The organism is Priestia sp. ABM2_011 (assembly GCF_056158845.1).
Genome location: NZ_JBSWUB010000001.1, coordinates 3,446,733 through 3,465,369, shown reverse-complemented (window position 1 = coordinate 3,465,369; position 18,637 = coordinate 3,446,733). Strand labels below are relative to the sequence as shown.

Here is an 18,637-nt window from a genome sequence, read left to right as displayed (position 1 = left end):
ATAACGATGAGCTTAGAAGCTTTAAATAAAAGAGTAGAAACCGATCTTTCTTACCTTTCTTTCAGGAAACCAACAGAAGTACAGCCAATTATCCCTAAAAGTGGACACGTATACGATGTAATCATTATTGGAGGAGGTCAAAGCGGTTTAGGAACGGCTTTTGGCTTGCTGCGACAACGCGTGTCAAATATTCTTGTTATTGATGAAAACCGTTCGGGTTTAGAAGGTCCGTGGGAAACGTATGCACGAATGATTACGCTGAGAACGCCCAAAAACTTAACATCTATCGATTTAGGTATGCCTTCGCTTACGTTTCAAGCGTGGTGGGAAGCACAATTTGGCTCAGAGGGCTGGGAAGCTCTTGACAAAATTCCAAGAGGAGACTGGATGAATTATTTACGCTGGTACCGGAGTATTCTTAACCTTCCTGTGGCAAATGAAATAAAATTAACGTTGATTGAGCCGACGGAAACAGGTATTCATCGCTTGCATATTGAAGGAAATGGAGCTGCATGTCCTACACTGATGGCACGTAAAGTTATACTAGCTACAGGAATTCAAGGAGGAGGAGAGTGGCATGTCCCGCCTATGATTTCTGAAAAATTGCCGCCTCATCTTTATTCTCATACTTCACAAACGATTGATTTTACTACGTTGAAGAACAAAAAAGTAGCTGTTTTAGGAGGAGGAGCTTCGGCGTTTGATAACGCCAACTATGCGCTTTCCGAAGGAGTTGCTGAAGCTCATGTATTTGTTCGACGAAAAGAACTTCCGCGTATTAATCCAATCAGACAAATGGAAGCTTCAGGAATGATTGAGCGTTTTCATGCTCTGTCAGATGCTGAAAAATATGAAGTAATGGCTCATTTTTTCGAATACAATCAGCCGCCTACGAATGATACATTTGGACGCGCTTCCTCATGGCCAGGTTTTCATTTGCACGTACATGCACCGTGGCTCGATGTTGAGGGAAAACAGGACAAAGCAGTTGTAACAACTCCTCAGGGAGTCTTTACATTTGACTATTTAATTATTAGCACAGGCCTTCTAACAGATCCGGCTCTTCGTCCAGAATTACGTCTTGTTGAAAAACACATCGCCCGCTGGAGCGATCATTACAAAGCACCGCATGAAATTGCCAATCCAGTATTGGATGCCCACCCTTACCTTAGTAATGGCTTTGCTTTTTCAAATCGCAATGGGGAAGGTCAAAAAATGGTATATGGCCTTTTTGCTTTTAATTATTCTGCTTTAATTAGCTGTGGAATTTCTGCTTCCGCTCTTTCAGGGCTGAAATATGCGATACCGAAGCTCGTATCAGAAGTCGCCAATCAGCTTTTTATTGATAACCGCCATGAGAATTTAACCAATTTCTTTGACTATAATGAGCCTGAATTTATCGGCAGCTGGTCAAAAGACGCTAATCAAGTGAAAACAACATAATAAAACTACATTTTTAACAATGAAAAAGGTGAAGCATATGGAGCCGATCTCTAAAAAGAAGATAGCTACTTTGTATACTCAAATTAGCCAAGAAATTTTTAATGTAGGCGTGAATACTCAAAAAATAGATATTATTGATAATAAAATTCTTATACTAGCTCAATCAAAAAGAATGCCAGCGCTAGACGCCCTCAGTGAAGAATATAAAGAATTAGTGATGTCTCTTGATGCGGCTTTGTCGACTAAATATAAAAAAATGCTAAAGCAAAAAGTGGAGCTATTATTCGATATCCAGGTCACTTCTTTATTTAGAGATTATGATCCTGCTACTGAGAATTCTTGTACGGTTATTTGCTTTAAATAACTTCTCTGTATAAATGGCAAAACGTTCGATGAAATCGTTTGTTTTGCAAAAAACGTAAAAGACGGATGCTTATCTTCTGTTTACAGAAGCAAAGAGCCGTGAAGATAGAAGAGTTTCCTTCTGTTTTCACGGCTCTTTTTATACATATTTTCATAAAAAAGGAGTGGGGAAATGACTGAATATACACTTGTTGATAAAGCGGCTGTAAAAACTAGTTAAAAAAATCCAATCGATCATTAAAGGAGTGAAAAGCAAGTGGCGATGAATGAAAAAATGGAAGTTCATCATATGGAACTAACAAAAAACTCAGCACCCAACCCTTCATGGTTAGATAAGCTGTTTCATTTAACCGAACGCAAAACAGATGTAAAAACAGAAATTCTTGCGGGAATTACTACTTTTGTGACGATGAGCTATATTATCTTTGTTAATCCGACGATTTTAGCAGATGCAGGTATTCCAAAAGAAGCAGCAATTGCGGCTACGATTTTTGCCACTGTGTTTGCAACTCTTTTGTTTGCATTGTGGGCGAACATGCCTATTGCAGTTGCGCCAGGAATGGGGCTAAACGCTTTTTTTACGTATACAGTGGTATTGGGTGAAGGGTTGACGTGGCAAACAGGTTTAGGAGCCGTATTTATTTCAGGGGTTGTATTTTTTATTTTAACAATAACAGGTTTACGCAAGAAGATTATTGAAGGGATACCCACTATTTTAAAAAGTGCTATTTCTGTTGGAATCGGTCTATTTATTGCTTTTATCGGTTTTAAGCAAGCTGGAATTATTGTAAGCAACAAAGAAAATTTAGTAGCCCTTGGTCAGCTTACAAAACCGGGCCCATTACTCGCTTTATTAGGTTTCATCGCGGTAACTGTATTAACTGCTCGAAAAATTAAAGGAGCTGCTTTGATTAGTATTTTACTAGTATCAATTGCAGGGATGGCGCTGGGCATAGTAGAAGCACCTAAAAGCATCAGCAGCGTTGTGTCGTTTTCAATGCCAAGCATGTCAGAAACTTTTTTACAAATGGATATTAAATCTGCTCTCCATTACGGTCTTTTCTCTATTATTTTTTCATTTACGCTTGTGGAGCTATTTGATAATTTAGGATCGATGATTGGATTATCTAAAAAAGCTGGACTAATGGATGAAAAAGGAGAAATTAAAGGGTTAGATAAAGCGCTTATGGCAGATTCTCTTGCGACTGTAGCCAGTGCTGCTATGGGATCTACCGCAATGAACGCGTATGTAGAAAACGCTGCGGGAATTGCAGAAGGAGGCAAAACGGGTCTTAAAGCACTGGTTGTTGCCACGCTGTTTTTAGTCAGTATTTTGTTCACTCCATTGATCAGCATTATTCCTGCTTTTGCTACAGCGCCTATTTTAATTATGGTTGGAGCTCTCATGTTAACAGAAATTAAAAACATTCCTCTCGACGAAATAACAGATGCTGTGCCTGCTTTTTGTACCATTATTTTGATGCCGTTAACGTTTAGTATCGGCGAAGGCTTAGCGCTAGGGTTTTTATCTTATACATTCGTTAAATTGTTAGCCGGCAGGGCGAAGGAAATTCACTGGATTATGTATATGATTAGCGCCGCTTTTATTATCAACTTCGTTTGGGCTGCTTGAACGCATATATCTAGAGAAAAAAAGACTTCTCAGCTGAGAAGTCTTTTTACTGTTCATGTAAATTTTAATTGCTCTTTCTTTACAGGAATAAAAGGTAGCGAAGAAAGATATATAACGTTGAAATCAAAAGAGATACAAGCATAATTGGAGCTCCAATTTTCAAAAAATCCATAAACGAAAATTTATGTCCTTTTTTTACAGCCATGCCAGCTACAATGACGTTGGCAGATGCTCCAATTAACGTACCGTTTCCTCCCAAACATGCTCCTAGAGCCAATGACCACCATAGTACATTGATTTGAGCAGAATCAGGGCTTATTCCCATTCCATGAGCCATATCTTGAATAAGTGGAATCATTGTAGCAACAAAAGGAATGTTATCAATAACAGCTGAGGCAATGCCACTAATCCACAAAATGAGATAAGCTGACAGTGCGATATTGCCGTCTGTAACGTTCAACGCGCCAGCAGCCAGCTTTTTAATAATGCCTACATCGATTAAGCCTCCGACAAGAACAAACAAACCTGCAAAGAAAATAATGGTTGTCCATTCAACAGAATCAAATGCGCTTTCTACTTCATCATGAGTTCTTAATCCAATTACCAGTAGTACAGCAGCACCTGTAATGGCTACCATAGCCGCATCAATGTGCAAAACAGAATGCAGGGTAAAACCTAGAATCGTTAATACTAATACAGTTAACGATTTTTTCATTAAAACAGAATCTTGAATATAATCTTTTTCATTTAAACTCATTAGCTCTTGCTTTTTACTATCTTCTACTTTTAACTTTTTACGATAGATAAGAACAAGAATCCCCAGTGTAACAACACCGATAATCAGTACTGCAGGAGTTAAATTTAATAAAAAAGCATTAAAATCAAGGTGAGGATTCGCTGCCCCAATCATGATATTAGGCGGGTCGCCTATTAAAGTTGCCGTTCCTCCAATATTTGAAAACAGCACTTCTGATATAAGAAACGGAAAAGGATTAATGTTTAAGATAGTAGTAATCGAAAATGTAACGGGAACAATTAACAACACCGTTGTTACATTGTCTAAAAAAGCTGATCCGACGCCTGTTAAAATCGATAAAATAACTAGAATTCGAACCGGATCACCTTTAGCAATTTTAGCAGACTTGATGGCTGCGTATTGAAACACGCCTGTTTTATTTGTGATGCCGACTAAAATCATCATACCCATAAGAAGGACAATTGTTTCCCACTGAATGTGTTCGGTAATAGCATTATTAAAATCGACAATACCTAACAAAATCATTAATATAGCACCTAAAAGAGCTGCTGAAGCGCGATTGATCTTTTCAGTCATAATCAGAAAATATGTAATGATAAATATAATAATGGCTGCGTATACATGAAAACTTGTAATGTGTTGAATTGCATTGTGCATAACTGTAACCTGGCGATATGTCATCTAGACGTCGCGAAGTGTAGATGACGCAAACTTTGGATGTTTTCCAGGTTTTCACCTCATCTTTCATCGTTTAATTTACATCCAACTTTACGGTAAAACTTCTATAAAATCCGCTTTCCTTTAACCAACCTCCTTTAAAAGCTTTGGTGTTCTTCAAAATGCAGACGATTCCTTCAGCATTATATCATATTTACATAAAAGCTTTCTTGCTAATTATTCATGTGATTTTCAACCCACACGCTTATTATGCACCTTAAATTCAGTTTACATAATTGATTCCTCTAATATCGGACAAAGTTAGACAAAGTTGGAACAGTGTCCAATTTTGTCTAACTTTGTGAGAACAAATAAAACAATGGATTGCTAAGATAAAGCGGTTTTCATGTTGGCACGGTACTTGCAAGAGTAATTAAGTGAAGTTTGATAATCAAATGAGGAGGCTTACCATAATGAAAACTGCTCAAAATAAAACAGAAAAGCTTACGAAAGAAAAAGCCAGCTGGATGTATCAGAAAATGGTAGAAATTCGAAAGTTTGAAGATGAAGTACATCAAATTTTTGCAAAAGGTGTACTACCTGGTTTTGTTCATCTGTATGCAGGTGAAGAAGCGATAGCGGTTGGAATGTGCGCTCACCTTAATGACAGTGACAGTATTACGAGCACTCATCGTGGACACGGTCATTGTATTGCTAAAGGCGGCGATTTAGATGGAATGATGGCTGAACTATTTGGGAAGGTAACCGGGTTAGGCAAAGGAAAAGGTGGATCTATGCATATCGCGGATTTAGATAAAGGAATTTTAGGAGCAAATGGAATTGTAGGAGGAGGATTTCCGCTTGCATGCGGTTCTGCTTTAACTGCTAAGTATAAAAAGACAAAAGATGTAAGCGTTTGCTTTTTTGGAGACGGGGCGGGCAATGAAGGAACGTTTCATGAAGGAATTAACTTAGCAGCCATTTGGAAACTGCCGGTTGTTTTTGTTGCTGAGAATAATGGCTACGGAGAAGCAACTCCCTTTTCTTATGCTTCAAGCTGCAGCACGATTGCAGACCGTGCCGCATCTTACAATATTCCAGGCGTACGAGTGGATGGAAAAGACGTGATGGCAGTTTATGAAGCAGCTGCTGAAGCGATTCAACGAGCTCGCAGAGGGGAAGGCCCAACGTTAATTGAATGTGTAACGTATCGAAATTACGGGCATTTCGAAGGCGACGCACAAACGTATAAATCAGGCAGTGAAAAGAAAGAACACCTTCAGGAAAAAGATGCGATTGCTCTTTTTGAAAACTATTTGCTTTCAGAACAAGTAGTAACAGAAAAAGAGCTTAGAGATATTGAAAGTGACGTAGAAAAAGCAGTAAAATGCGCAGTTGAGCTAGCAGAAACAAGCGATTATCCTGATGCTTCCGAACTATTAACAGATGTTTATGTATCTTACTAATTAAAGGGGGAAAAGAAAATGACTAGAAAATTAAGTATGTCTGAAGCTATCAATGAAGCAATGAAACTAGCGATGCGAAAAGATGAGAATGTGATTCTGCTGGGAGAAGATGTAGCTGGCGGAGCGGAAATTGACCACCTGCAAGATGATGAGGCTTGGGGCGGTGTCCTTGGAGTGACAAAGGGACTTGTACAAGAATTTGGACGTGAACGAATTCTTGATACGCCTATTTCAGAAGCAGCTTATATAGGAGCTGCAATGGGAGCGGCAGCTACGGGGTTAAGACCGGTTGCAGAATTAATGTTTAATGACTTTATTGGCTGCTGCTTAGATCAAGTGCTGAATCAAGGCGCAAAATTTAGATACATGTTCGGAGGAAAAGCAGAAGTGCCCGTCACGATTCGAACGACTCATGGAGCTGGATTCAGAGCTGCGGCTCAGCATTCTCAGAGCTTGTATGCTTTGTTCACTAGCATTCCTGGCATTAAAGTAGTGGTGCCTTCTACCCCTTACGATGCAAAAGGTTTATTATTAGCAGCAATTGAAGACAATGATCCGGTTATCTTTTTTGAAGACAAAACATTGTACAACATGAAAGGTGAGGTTCCTGAAGGCTATTATACGATTCCATTAGGAAAAGCAGACGTGAAACGCGAAGGAACAGATTTAACTATTGTAGCGATTGGCAAACAAGTAAATACTGCACTTACAGCCGCAGATCAATTATCTCACAAAGGAATTGACGTAGAAGTAGTCGATCCGCGAAGTCTATCACCTTTTGACGAAGAGACGATTCTTTCTTCTGTAGAAAAAACGAATCGATTAATTGTTATTGACGAAGCTAACCCAAGATGCAGCATCGCAACAGATATTGCTGCGCTAGTTGCTGATAAAGGATTTGATATGCTTGATGCACCTATTAAACGAATTACAGCACCACATACACCTGTACCATTTTCACCTCCATTAGAAGATATTTATCTGCCAACACCGCAAAAAGTAATTGAAGTTGTATCGGAGTTGCTAGGAGATAAATCGCTTCTAAGCGTGTAAGTAAAGAGAAAGGAGGAGGAAGCAAATGGCTGCAGAGGTTGTAATGCCAAAACTAGGTATGGCAATGAAAGAAGGAACCGTTTCGACATGGAATAAAAAAGTGGGAGACTCCGTTTCAAAAGGAGATATGATTGCAAGTATTAATTCTGAAAAAATAGAAATGGAAATTGAAGCGCCGCAGGACGGTGTGATTCTTGATATCCTTGTGCAAGAAGATGTAGGTGTGCCTCCTGGAACGATTATCTGTTATGTTGGAAATCCAAACGAGCAGCTTACTGAGCAAAGCAGTTCAGCAAATGAGCTTCAGGCTCCTAAAAACGAGGTAGCCGCCACTATCTCTTTAGAAGAGCCACCAGCAAACGTAGCTTCATCAAAGAAGAGCAAAGAAACTGTGCGCATTTCACCAATTGCACGGAAAATAGCAGAATCTGAAAACCTTGACATTGAAATGATTAAAGGCACGGGACCAAAAGGAAGAATCACAAAAGCGGATGTAGAGAAAGTGCTGACAGAAAAAGCTTCAGAAACAAGTCATCCACCAGTTGAAATAGATAAAGCTACAAAAAAAGAAACGCTTCCAGTAGCGGGGATGAGGAAAGTCATTGCAGGCCGAATGCATAATAGCTTACTAAACAGTGCTCAATTAACGATTAATATGAAAGCTGACGTGACGGATTTGCTGTCTCTTCAACGAGAAATTAAAGAAGTGATTCAACAACGCCATAAGGTGAAAATCTCTCTAACTGATTTTATTGCTCGCGCTGTTGTTCTTTCACTTCAAGAACACAAGCAAATGAACAGTGCGTATATCGATAACGAAATTCATCTCTATCATCATGTTCATCTTGGAATGGCCGTGGCTTTAGAAAATGGGCTAGTTGTTCCTGTTGTGCAACATGCTGAAAAAATGCCGTTAGTTGAATTAGCTGCAGAGATAAAAACACGAGCAGCAGATGCTCGGCAAGGTCAGTTGAGTACTGATAGCATGCAAGGTTCCACATTCACTATTACTAATCTCGGTGCCTACGGAGTAGAGTATTTTACACCTGTATTGAACCCGCCTGAAACAGGAATCCTTGGTGTGGGAGCTACTGAAGATGTACCTATGTATATAGGAGACGATTTACAAAGAAGAAACGTGCTGCCTTTAAGCCTGACGTTTGATCATCGCGTACTGGACGGAGCACCTGCAGCTAATTTCCTTGGAACTATTAAACAATACTTAGAGCAACCTATTTTACTACTCTTATAGAAAGGTGGTGCATTCCATGAAACCTTTAGTTGTCATTGGCGGTGGTCCTGCAGGATATGTGGCGGCAATCACTGCCGCCCGGCAAGGAAAACAAGTTACGTTAATCGAACAAAAAGATTTAGGTGGAACATGTTTAAATGAGGGCTGCATGCCAACAAAGTCATTATTAGCAAGCGCGGAAGCCTATGAGAAAATAAAGCAAGCTGAGCAATTCGGCATCACTCTTCCTTTAGAACAAGTGAAAATTAACTGGGATGGCGTTCAGCATCATAAAACAGCCATTGTTAAAAACTTGGTCAGGGGAATTGGCTATTTAATGAAAAAGAACAGTATTAAAGTCATGAAAGGAGAAGCTTCTTTTTTGACAAATCATCGCCTAGCCGTGCGAAATGAAAATCAAGTAGAAGAAATAGAGGCTGAACAGTTTATTATTGCTGTAGGTTCAGAACCTGCTAGCCTGCCGTTTGCACCTTTTGATGGAAAGTGGATCATTCACAGTGGACAAGCGATGTCGCTGCCTGCTATTCCTTCATCTCTTTTAATAGTAGGAGGAGGGGTAATTGGGTGTGAATTTGCAAGCATTTACAGTCAAATGGGAACAAAAGTAACGATTGTGGAAGCGGCAGATCAGCTGCTTTCTGGTGAAGACGCCGATATCGCCTTTACGTTACAGGAAGAGTTAGAGAAAAAAGGCGTAACGATTTATACATCCGCTTCGCTAACAGAAATGCAGCCAGAAGATAAAACGGCTCTATTTAAACATAAAGAAGAACTGCATGAACTGCAGGCTGACTATGCATTAATTTCAATTGGGAGAAAGCCTAGAGTGCTAGGTTTAGGTTTAGAAAAGCTTGGCATACATTTTTCAAAACAAGGAATTGATGTTAATGAGCATATGCAAACGAATATATCTAATATGTATGCTTGTGGAGATGTAGTCGGCGGAATTCAGCTTGCTCATGTAGCCTTTCATGAAGGCACAGTTGCTGCTTTGCATGCATGCGGAAAAGATAAGAGCGCGAATTACCGAGTTGTACCACGCTGCATCTATACTCATCCTGAAATTGCAAGTGTCGGTTTGACAGAAAAACAGGCCCGAGAAAAATACGGTGATGTTCGTATCGGAGAATTTTCGTTTACGGCAAACGGCAAAGCGATGATTGCAAATGATTCTGTTGGAAAAGTGAAAGTAATCGTAGAACCGCAGTTTAATGAAATTATTGGGCTTTCCATTGTAGGTGCACATGCTACAGAATTAATTGGACAAGGAACTATCATGCTGCACGGGGAGTTGACCACGGATGTAATGGAAGACTTTATCGCTGCTCATCCTACATTATCCGAAGCGATTCATGAAGCTCTTTTGCATTCAGCGGGTCAGGCCGTTCACTCATGATTATACAAGTGCTCAAGTTATTAAGCTCTTTAAGAATGAAAAGTAAAAATGAATGATTCAAAAAGGTAAACTAGAGGATGAAGGAATCATGAAAGAGGGAGAGGGATTTTCCTGCATCCTCGTCTAGTTTTTCTATTAATTTTTACATAACGTGAGTTTAAGAATCTATCTTTGGTAATGATAACGTTTTCTTTGTGATTTATAATAATAGTAACAAGCCTTGATTTACTATATTCAATTAAGTTTATAGGGGAGAGGTAAGAAATGGAATCCACACTTTCTTTAAACACATGGAAACGTTTTGTAAACGAAGGAGCACTTGAATCTTCAAGGTTAAACGACATCATTGTAAAATCGTGGAACCGCTGTAAAAGCGCAGATGTTAACCCTTACCTAGATAAAGGCAGATCGATTTTAAGAAACGAAGATTTTCATTCTCGAAAACAAATGAACTCTTTATTTCTTGAAACGGCGTTGCCGCACTTAGAAAGAATCAGACAATCAGCGGCAGATTTAGGAATGGTTGCTCTATTAATTGACCCAGAAGGCTATATTTTATCTATTACAGGAAATAGACTTACACTGAATGAAGCAAGAAAAATTAATTTTGTGGAAGGTGCCTGTTGGACAGAAAAAGAAGTAGGAACAAATGCAATCGGGACGGCTCTGCAAACGGAAGCACCCATTATGATAACAGGTACAGAACATTATTCGATTGCTTCGCATCAATGGAGCTGTTCGGCGGCGCCTGTTCGAAATGACGACGGAAATTTAATTGGGATTATTAATATTTCCTGTCCCGTAAACAGAGCGCATCCTTATATGCTTGGAATGGTTACGTCCATTGCGTATACAATCGAACGGGAGTTAAGCATTCGAATGCACAAAGACGAAATTGAGTTGGTTCATGCTTCTATGAATTTTGTCGATAGCAAGCAGCTCTTGCTGCTTTGCAATTACAAAGAAGTGATTGTAGGAGCAAGTAAAACCGTTCGGGAATGTATACCTAAATGGTCAGGACAACAGTTGAATACGATTGTACAACAGGGATTTCGTATAGTGATGGAAGTGCCTGTCATTTCAAAAAGACACGGTCATTCTATTGGAAAGATTGTTTACTTGTCAGAAGAAACGACTCATAACCAAACAACTAAACAGATCTCTGCTCAATCATTTTGTTTTAAAGGAGAAGCAGGCATAAGCCGATCCTTTCAGCGAACATTAGAAGAAATAAAGCAGGCGGCTCCTACGGATACAACGGTCTATATTTTAGGGGAAACAGGTACTGGAAAAGAAGTAGTGGCGAGAACGATTCATGAAAACAGTTCGCGTAAAAACGGGCCTTTTATTGCTCTTAATTGTGGTGCCATTCCGAAGGAACTTATGGAAAGTGAATTATTCGGCTATGCGGAAGGAGCCTTTACAGGAGCACGGCGTCAAGGATATCAAGGGAAGTTTGAACAGGCTAATCATGGTACGATTTTTCTTGATGAAATAGGTGAGCTTCCTCATTCTATGCAAGTTTCTTTGTTAAGAGTATTGCAAGAGCGCAAGGTCACGCCTGTGGGAAGCAATCAGGAAATTCCGGTAGACATCCGGATTATTACCGCTACTCATCGAGAATCTTCGCCAACTTGTCAATGAAGGGAAGTTTCGAGAAGATTTATACTACCGGCTTCACGTGTACCCCGTGCATGTTCCGCCTTTACGCGAAAGAAAAGAAGATATTCCGCATCTTATGCGGTACTTTTGTCAAACGAATGATTGGAATATGAATTTCCCCAAGGAACTAGTAGATAAATTGATAGATTACCAGTGGCCCGGAAACGTTCGAGAATTATTTAATGTACTTGAACGCTTGAAAATTTCACTAAACGCGGACACAGAAAAAGAGACAATATTGAGTTATTTGAGTTCTTTACATCTTGGTGGTCAGAGGACCATCTCTCACTCTGATACTTCACAAGAAATAGAAAAAAACGATTTTACGTCCCTATCCGCACTCACATTTCGTGAAAAAGTTCAAAAAGACTTGATGATGGATGCTTTACGTAAAACGCAGGGTAATGTGTCACTTGCCGCTAAACTGTTAGATATACCAAGAAGTACATTTTATAACAGACTAAAAAAATTCAATTTATAAGCTGAGAGTTTTTAGCTGTTTTAAATTTAGACGAAGTAAAAAATGAACCATTGATCAAGATTTTTGATTAGTGGTTCGTTTTTTTTGTTATGATAAGCGTAGTTTCGATTCGTTTTAAGTTCTTCTAGTAGTTGATTGGAGTGTAAGACGAAGACTCCTTCGCGCTTAGTGCCCGCGGTCTTGCACGGAATCAACTTGCCGTGTCACGAGCGTTCAGCTCATGTATCCTATTTGTTCGTCGTTAGATTGAATTGCTTTCGTTATATCTCGATCTTTTTTAAATTTAATGAGGAATGTACGTATATTTTATTATCAGATTATTCTGTACTATATACAGTATATTGTATACAATATATAATTTAATCAATATCTAATTAACAAAACCAGAGGTGATGAGTGAATGACAGACAAACAGTTTAAAAATGTACAAGACGGAACAAAAGCGGTATGGGCAGGAGAAAAAGAATCGCTTGCTTACAATGCCACCCAAGTTCCTGTCGTCTTCAGCGTAGCTTACAATTATGATGATGTAGACGAATGGCAAGAAGTTGCGTTAGGAAACAAACCAGGCTATACGTATAATCGCATGAGTAACCCTACGGTTAAAGCTTTTGAAGAAAAAGTAAGGATACTCGAAGAAGCAGAAGAAGCGGTCGCATTTTCTTCCGGCATGGCGGCTATTAGCAGCACATTATACACGTTTTTAAAACCCGGAGACCGAGTCGTATCGGTAAAAGATACATATGGGGGAACAAACAAAATCTTCACTGAGTTTCTTCCTAACATTGGAGTGGATGTAACCTTATGTAATACGGGGAATCATGAAGAAATTGAAGCGGAAGTAAATAAAGGATGTAAAGTGCTGTATTTAGAATCTCCTACAAATCCTACGATGAAAATTATTGATATTGAAAGAATAGCGAAAGCAGGAAAATCGGTAGGGGCAGTGGTCATTATTGATAATACGTTTGCGACACCAATTAACCAAAACCCTCTTCAATTAGGAGTAGATCTTGTCATTCACAGTGCCACAAAATTTTTAAGCGGACACGCCGATGCTTTAGGAGGAGTAGTATGCGGCTCTAAAGAATTAATACAGCATGTGTATCACTACCGTGAAATCAATGGCGCGACCATGGACCCCATGTCAGCGTATCTTATTTTAAGAGGAATGAAGACGTTAAAATTACGTATACGTCAACAAGAACGAAGCGCTTTGGAAATTGCTAAATTTCTTCAAAAGAAAGAAGCGGTTGAAGCCGTCTATTATCCTGGATTGGAAACACACCCTCATCATCATATTGCCAAAAAACAAATGAAAGGCTTTGGTGGAATATTAAGCTTTGTGTTAAAAGGAGAAATGGAAGCTATTAAAATTTTGCTGCCAAAGTTAACGTATGCAAATAAAGCCGGTAATTTAGGAGCAGTTGAAACGATTTACGGTCCGGCAAGAACGACTAGTCACGTAGAATGTACGCTTGAAGAACGTAAAGCTCTTGGAATATCCGAAGGACTGGTTCGCATATCTGTAGGAATTGAAGATACGGAAGATTTAATTGCAGACTTAGAACAAGCATTTGCTCACTTAGAGTCTGCATCACCTATTAGTAATTAAAAAGACATGTATTACTTTTTTAAATAAAAATAAGGTAAGCAACTCTTTTTAGTTGGTAGACGTTTCTTCAAAATTGCAGAGATATTGTGGAATAAAGCTGAGAAATTAAACTGCACGTGTATTTTTTCGTCTGATTTTGTAGGTATACTGATAAATTAGATGAAATAAAAATGTTTTTACACGCTTTAAAAATAAACTAACTTACAATAGCCTACAAATAAGGAATGATAGTATGTCGAAACAAGAAAATGAATACACAATAAAAGATGCATCATTGTTTGGATTTAAATTAATGCAGGTAAGTAAAGCCATCTGGCGAGCTGCAGAAGATGATTGGGAGCAATGGGTGAAACCTTATGGTCTGAATGTAAATGAGCATCATATTTTATGTTTGGCTAGCAGCACGGGAGAAATCTCTATGTCAGAGTTAGCTAACTTAGGCGCTATGCATATCTCTACAGCATTTAATTTTTCGAAAAAATTAGAAAATCAAGGATGCCTTCATTTATCCAAAAGGGAAAATGATAAAAGAAATACCTACATCAAACTGACTGAAAAGGGAGAACAATTATTGCTTGACACGCTCAAAGGGTATGAACCACATAACAGTAAGGTGTGCAAAGGCGCACTTCCTTTAAAAACGTTATACGGAAAATTTCCCGATTTTCCAGAGCTCGTGACCGTTGTTCGCCACGTTTGCGGCGGCGACCTAGTGACCGTTGCTGATCAACCTTTTGTGAATATAGAAGAAGCGGAAATAAAAGAAAATGAAGATAAGAAAGAAGTCCAGCTAACTAGTAATTGAACGCGGTGAATAATGTGCAGAGAATAGGGGCTTCGTGAAAATAAGTAAATAACAGACCGAGCTGTTTTATACGTGAGAAATTTGACGTATAAAACAGCTCTTTTTTATTTTGTGAATAATGATTCTCCATTATATTATGAGAAATTTAGGATAAGCTACCAGTAGTAAATTTACCGGAGAGAAGGAGTGGTTACCATGAATAAGTCAGACTCAATTTCTGTTTTTCAGCTGATCCTTCTTTCGATGACGTTTATTGGCTTAAAAACTCATGTGATGCTTATATCTCCATTAATTAAAACGGCAGGGCGCGATGCTTGGATCACCGTTCTTCTTACTTGTCTTTTAACACTCATATGGGTTCCTTTACTCGTATATGTAAATAAAAAAACAAACGGCGAACATCTTTTTCAATGGATGAAAAAACATATGAATAAGTCATTTACCAACGTTGTTATTTTTCTTATAATCGCTTATTTGACCATTATGGAAATTGCCACCTTACGAGAGACGATTACGTGGATCAATATTATTTTTCTTCAGCGAACACCTTTAATTATACTCGTTTTGCTATTTGGTTTTACCTGTTGCTTACTTGCCGCTACGAGCATGAGAACGATTAGTATTGTAAACGTGTTTCTTTTATTTTTTATTGTACTATTAGGTTTTTTTGTTTCTTTTACAAACTTTCAATTTAAAGATTATTCTTTATTGCAGCCTGTTTTAGAAAATGGCTATTTTCCGGTTATTAAAAGTATTGTATTTCAAGGATCAGGGATGGTTGAGCTGCTGCTGCTGCTTTTCTTGCAGCACAAAGTACCGCAGCCTATACGCTATAAGCATTTAGCGGTGGCAGGAATTCTCTTAACAGGCCTTACGATTGGGCCTCTTATTGGGGCAATTACTGAATTTGGTCCTGTAGAAGCCTCTAAGCAACGTTTCCCCCCCTATGAAGAATGGGGAATTGCATCACTTGGAAAGTTTATAGAGCATATCGACTTTTTATCTATTTATCAGTGGCTGTCGGGTACCTTCATCCGCATTTCGACCTTTCTTTTCATTATGAAAGAATTAGTTCCGTTTCAAAAAGGCCACAAAAGGTTTCTTTTACTCATTTTAGTGGTTATCACTGTATGCACGCTGGTTCCTATAACAGACTTTACTTTTTCAAATCTTTTATTTTTTACAATCATACCGGCTACTTTCTGGCTGTTTGTTGCTTTTTCTCTTTTCTTAGTAGTCATAGTCTTTCTAATTTCCCATAAAACAAGGAGGGATAAAAGTGGAATTTTTTAAGAAGCAAAAAGACTACAGCTCTAAAAAACAAGAGACCGAAAGTCTTTTAAAAGAAAGTTCTTCTCGTTCTCAGATCATCAATGAGTGTACGTTAAGAGATTTATTTGGAAAATGCGGCGATATTAACTTCGAGACCGTTTATTTTTATAACAAACGAGTGCTTATGATTTATTGTACCGGTTTAGTGAGTACGGAAATGCTATATGGAATGATCCCTAAAAGATTAGAGGAATGCTGCGCTAAGTTAGAGGGAGAAGTAGAAGGAGACAAGATCATAAAATTATTAAACCTTCCCTCAGTTTCTATCGTTCAAAATGAAGAACAGGCAGTTTCGGAAATTTTTTCTGGGAAATTATTCATTGATTTTGGATTACCGAACGCTGTTGTGTCTATCGATATTTCTGACCGTCCTCAAAGAAGTCCAGAAGAAACGAAAAATGAAGTAACCATATTGGGTCCTAGAGACAATTTTATTGAAGACTTACCTGTGAATATTGCTTTAATTCGTAAGCGTCTTAAATCGGTTTCCTTGTTAACAAAATCTTTAGAGATTGGAAAACGAACAAAAACAAAAGTAAGCATTTTATACATGGAAGACGTAGCTGACAAGAAGATACTTGACGAAATTATGGAGAAGTTAGGGAATATCGATATCGACGGTATTTTCAGCGGAACACAGCTAGAAGAGCTCATTAATAAAAATCCGTATAGCTTTTTTCCTCGCCACGCTTATACAGGAAGACCTGATTTTGCGGTTCAATCTCTGTTAAATGGCCGGTTCATTATATTAATTGATGGAACTTCATATGCGTATGTTACACCTATTAACCTTTTTTACTTATTAAAAGGATCTGAGGATAAAGAAAATACATATTTATACAGCTCTTTTGAGCGTATTCTTCGAATCTTCGGGCTTTCTATCGCTGCTTTTTTGCCGGGTTTTTGGGTTGCAATGACGGCTTTTCATCAAAATCAGCTTCCGCTCAGCCTATTAGCTACGATTGTTGAAGCAAGAAGAGGTGTCCCGTTTCCTACCTCTCTTGAAGCAATATTAATGCTTCTTCTATTTGAATTGTTTCGAGAGGCAGGGTTTAGACTCCCGACTTCTGTCGGACAGACACTCAGTGTAATCGGAGGGCTTATTATCGGTGATGCAGCCATTAGAGCCGGTTTAACAAGTCCTGCCATGCTGGTTGTCATTGCAGGCTCTACGATTGCTACCTTTACGCTAGCAAATCAGTCCCTTATAGGAACAATTTCACTGATCCGCTTTTTTAGTATTATCTGTGTTAGCATTTTAGGTTTTTTTGGCTTTTTTATTTCCATCTTTTTAGTCATGATCTATATTACAAACATTCGAACGTTTGGTGTGCCATATTTCGAATTAGCAACCCGATTAGATGCGAAAAATATTTTAAAATCTCTATTCCGCCTGCCCGAAAGTAAAAAAGCAACGAGAGCTAGTATGCTTAACCCCAGCGATTCCACCCGCGAAGAAGGAGGAAGTTAGTGAAAAGGACCATAAGGAACTTACTTATACTTATTATGAGCTCTTTTTTATTGTTTCTTTCGGGGTGCTGGGATACGAATGAACCGGAACAAATGGTATACGCACAGGGAATGGGGGTAGATTTTAAAGATAATCGTTACGTTCTTTACCTGCAGACAATCAATTTAAGTTTATTGGCAAAATCTGAGGCAAGCGGTGCTGGCGCGGGTCAAGTCAAAGTAGAAGTTGGCTACGCAACAGGAAAAACCATTGATGAAGCTATTTTTAGATATTATCAAATTTCTCAGCGCAGAATCTTTTTTGGGCACTTAGCTTTCCTTGTTCTAACGGACGATGCGTTAAAGCATGGCGCTGTCAAATCCGCGGTGGATTTTTTAGATCGTTATCGGGAAACGAGATATAACATTTGGATGTATGCTACGAAAAGCCCTTTGAAAAAAACGCTGTTAGCTACGCCTATGTTCGAAGTATCGAACGCTCTTTCTCGCTTGAGCGATCCTAAAGTGATTTTTAAGCAAAACTCCTTTATTCCACCAGTTGATTTAAGAGAGCTCATTATCCATCTTAATGAACCAAGTCACGAAGTAAACATCCCTCTAGTTCAGACTAAAGAACATTTAACAACGGATCAAAAAGCAGAAACAGCTATTCAAGTAAACGGAGCAGTGGCTATTACATCATCTGAATTAAAAGGAGTTTTTTCTGAGAATAAAATCAAAGGGCTTAGATGGATAACCGATGAATTTGTACGAGCTGGTTTACGGGTAAGGCTGCCTGATCATTCCGATATTGATCTTGTGGTAGACAAGAAAAAAGTAAAGGTTGAACCTGTTATAAAAGGTAGTAATCTAACATTTAATATAAAAGTTAGGGCAAAAGCAACGATTTTAGTTATGCCGCAGCACGAAAAACTATCAACTATAAAAAAAGAAGCTGAACAGAAAATTAAGAAACAAATTATTGAAACGTACGCGCAAGGCTTGAATATAAACAGCGATGTTTACAGGCTTTCTCATGTTCTTTACAAAAAAGAACTGCGTAAATGGAATGCTGTTCAAAGCAACGGGGCAATTCCTTTAACAAAAGACTCAATAAATGTGAAGGTCAACTTACAGGTTAAGCACGGAAACAAACAGCGAATAGGTCCGACTATAGATTAAAATACTGAAAACCTGAATTTCTCACCTAATAATGTTAAATCAAAAGTGTAGGAATAGATAAAATAGAAAAGACCGACCTAAAAACAAATCG

General features: G+C 38.6%; 13 protein-coding genes and 1 pseudogene. 13 read left to right on the top strand and 1 reads right to left on the bottom strand.

Annotated elements, in window-relative coordinates:
• Window positions 1-6 precede the first annotated feature (6 nt).
• The 3 genes from ACXAE4_RS18540 to ACXAE4_RS18530 all read left to right on the top strand — a co-directional run bounded on the left by ACXAE4_RS18540 (window position 7) and on the right by ACXAE4_RS18530 (window position 3,439).
• Window positions 7-1,443 (top strand): NAD(P)-binding domain-containing protein, encoded by a 1,437-nt coding sequence (locus ACXAE4_RS18540; RefSeq protein WP_154989022.1) that lies wholly within the window; start codon window positions 7-9, stop codon window positions 1,441-1,443.
• Between the two features lie 37 nt (window positions 1,444-1,480).
• On the top strand, window positions 1,481-1,807 hold the full coding sequence (locus ACXAE4_RS18535) for a Na-translocating system protein MpsC family protein (protein ID WP_014460548.1): 327 nt from the start codon (window positions 1,481-1,483) through the stop codon (window positions 1,805-1,807).
• Between the two features lie 255 nt (window positions 1,808-2,062).
• Entirely contained in the window at window positions 2,063-3,439 is a 1,377-nt protein-coding gene (locus tag ACXAE4_RS18530; RefSeq protein ID WP_014460546.1) for an NCS2 family permease, read from the top strand.
• A gap of 79 nt (window positions 3,440-3,518) precedes the next feature.
• Here the strand turns inward: ACXAE4_RS18530 and ACXAE4_RS18525 are convergent, their stop codons facing one another.
• On the bottom strand, window positions 3,519-4,853 hold the full coding sequence (locus ACXAE4_RS18525) for an ArsB/NhaD family transporter (protein ID WP_154989610.1): 1,335 nt from the start codon (window positions 4,851-4,853) through the stop codon (window positions 3,519-3,521).
• 473 nt (window positions 4,854-5,326) lie between these two features.
• On the opposite strand from ACXAE4_RS18525, the gene ACXAE4_RS18520 reads away from it, so the two are divergent.
• The 10 genes and pseudogenes from ACXAE4_RS18520 (at window position 5,327) to ACXAE4_RS18475 (ending at window position 18,546) form a co-directional block, all read left to right on the top strand.
• Window positions 5,327-6,319 carry a thiamine pyrophosphate-dependent dehydrogenase E1 component subunit alpha gene (locus tag ACXAE4_RS18520; RefSeq protein WP_154989020.1) on the top strand — a complete coding sequence of 331 codons (993 nt, stop codon included), beginning with the start codon at window positions 5,327-5,329 and terminating at the stop codon, window positions 6,317-6,319.
• An 18-nt stretch (window positions 6,320-6,337) separates the two neighbouring features.
• On the top strand, window positions 6,338-7,372 hold the full coding sequence (locus tag ACXAE4_RS18515; RefSeq protein WP_028413711.1) for an alpha-ketoacid dehydrogenase subunit beta: 1,035 nt from the start codon (window positions 6,338-6,340) through the stop codon (window positions 7,370-7,372).
• 25 nt (window positions 7,373-7,397) lie between these two features.
• Entirely contained in the window at window positions 7,398-8,624 is a 1,227-nt protein-coding gene (locus ACXAE4_RS18510; protein ID WP_028413710.1) for a dihydrolipoamide acetyltransferase family protein, read from the top strand.
• A 16-nt stretch (window positions 8,625-8,640) separates the two neighbouring features.
• The gene (lpdA, locus tag ACXAE4_RS18505; RefSeq protein ID WP_154989018.1) at window positions 8,641-10,020 is read left to right on the top strand and encodes a dihydrolipoyl dehydrogenase; all 1,380 of its coding nucleotides are present in this window, start codon (window positions 8,641-8,643) and stop codon (window positions 10,018-10,020) included.
• Between the two features lie 264 nt (window positions 10,021-10,284).
• Window positions 10,285-12,163, top strand: a pseudogene (locus tag ACXAE4_RS18500) (sigma-54-dependent Fis family transcriptional regulator).
• Window positions 12,164-12,563: 400 nt separating this feature from the next.
• A complete protein-coding gene (locus ACXAE4_RS18495) occupies window positions 12,564-13,778 on the top strand; it encodes a cystathionine gamma-synthase family protein (RefSeq protein ID WP_028413707.1) in 1,215 nt (404 codons plus the stop codon).
• Between the two features lie 232 nt (window positions 13,779-14,010).
• On the top strand, window positions 14,011-14,583 hold the full coding sequence (locus ACXAE4_RS18490) for an HTH-type transcriptional regulator Hpr (RefSeq protein WP_154989014.1): 573 nt from the start codon (window positions 14,011-14,013) through the stop codon (window positions 14,581-14,583).
• Window positions 14,584-14,778: 195 nt separating this feature from the next.
• Window positions 14,779-15,876 carry a GerAB/ArcD/ProY family transporter gene (locus tag ACXAE4_RS18485; RefSeq protein WP_289578862.1) on the top strand — a complete coding sequence of 366 codons (1,098 nt, stop codon included), beginning with the start codon at window positions 14,779-14,781 and terminating at the stop codon, window positions 15,874-15,876.
• Window positions 15,863-17,386, top strand: coding sequence for a spore germination protein (locus ACXAE4_RS18480; RefSeq protein WP_014460537.1), 1,524 nt, complete (start codon window positions 15,863-15,865; stop codon window positions 17,384-17,386). The genes ACXAE4_RS18485 and ACXAE4_RS18480 overlap by 14 nt, the downstream gene beginning before the upstream one ends.
• Complete coding sequence (locus tag ACXAE4_RS18475) at window positions 17,386-18,546, top strand: Ger(x)C family spore germination protein (RefSeq protein ID WP_261765743.1); 1,161 nt, start codon at window positions 17,386-17,388, stop codon at window positions 18,544-18,546. The genes ACXAE4_RS18480 and ACXAE4_RS18475 overlap by 1 nt, the downstream gene beginning before the upstream one ends.
• Window positions 18,547-18,637 lie beyond the last annotated feature (91 nt).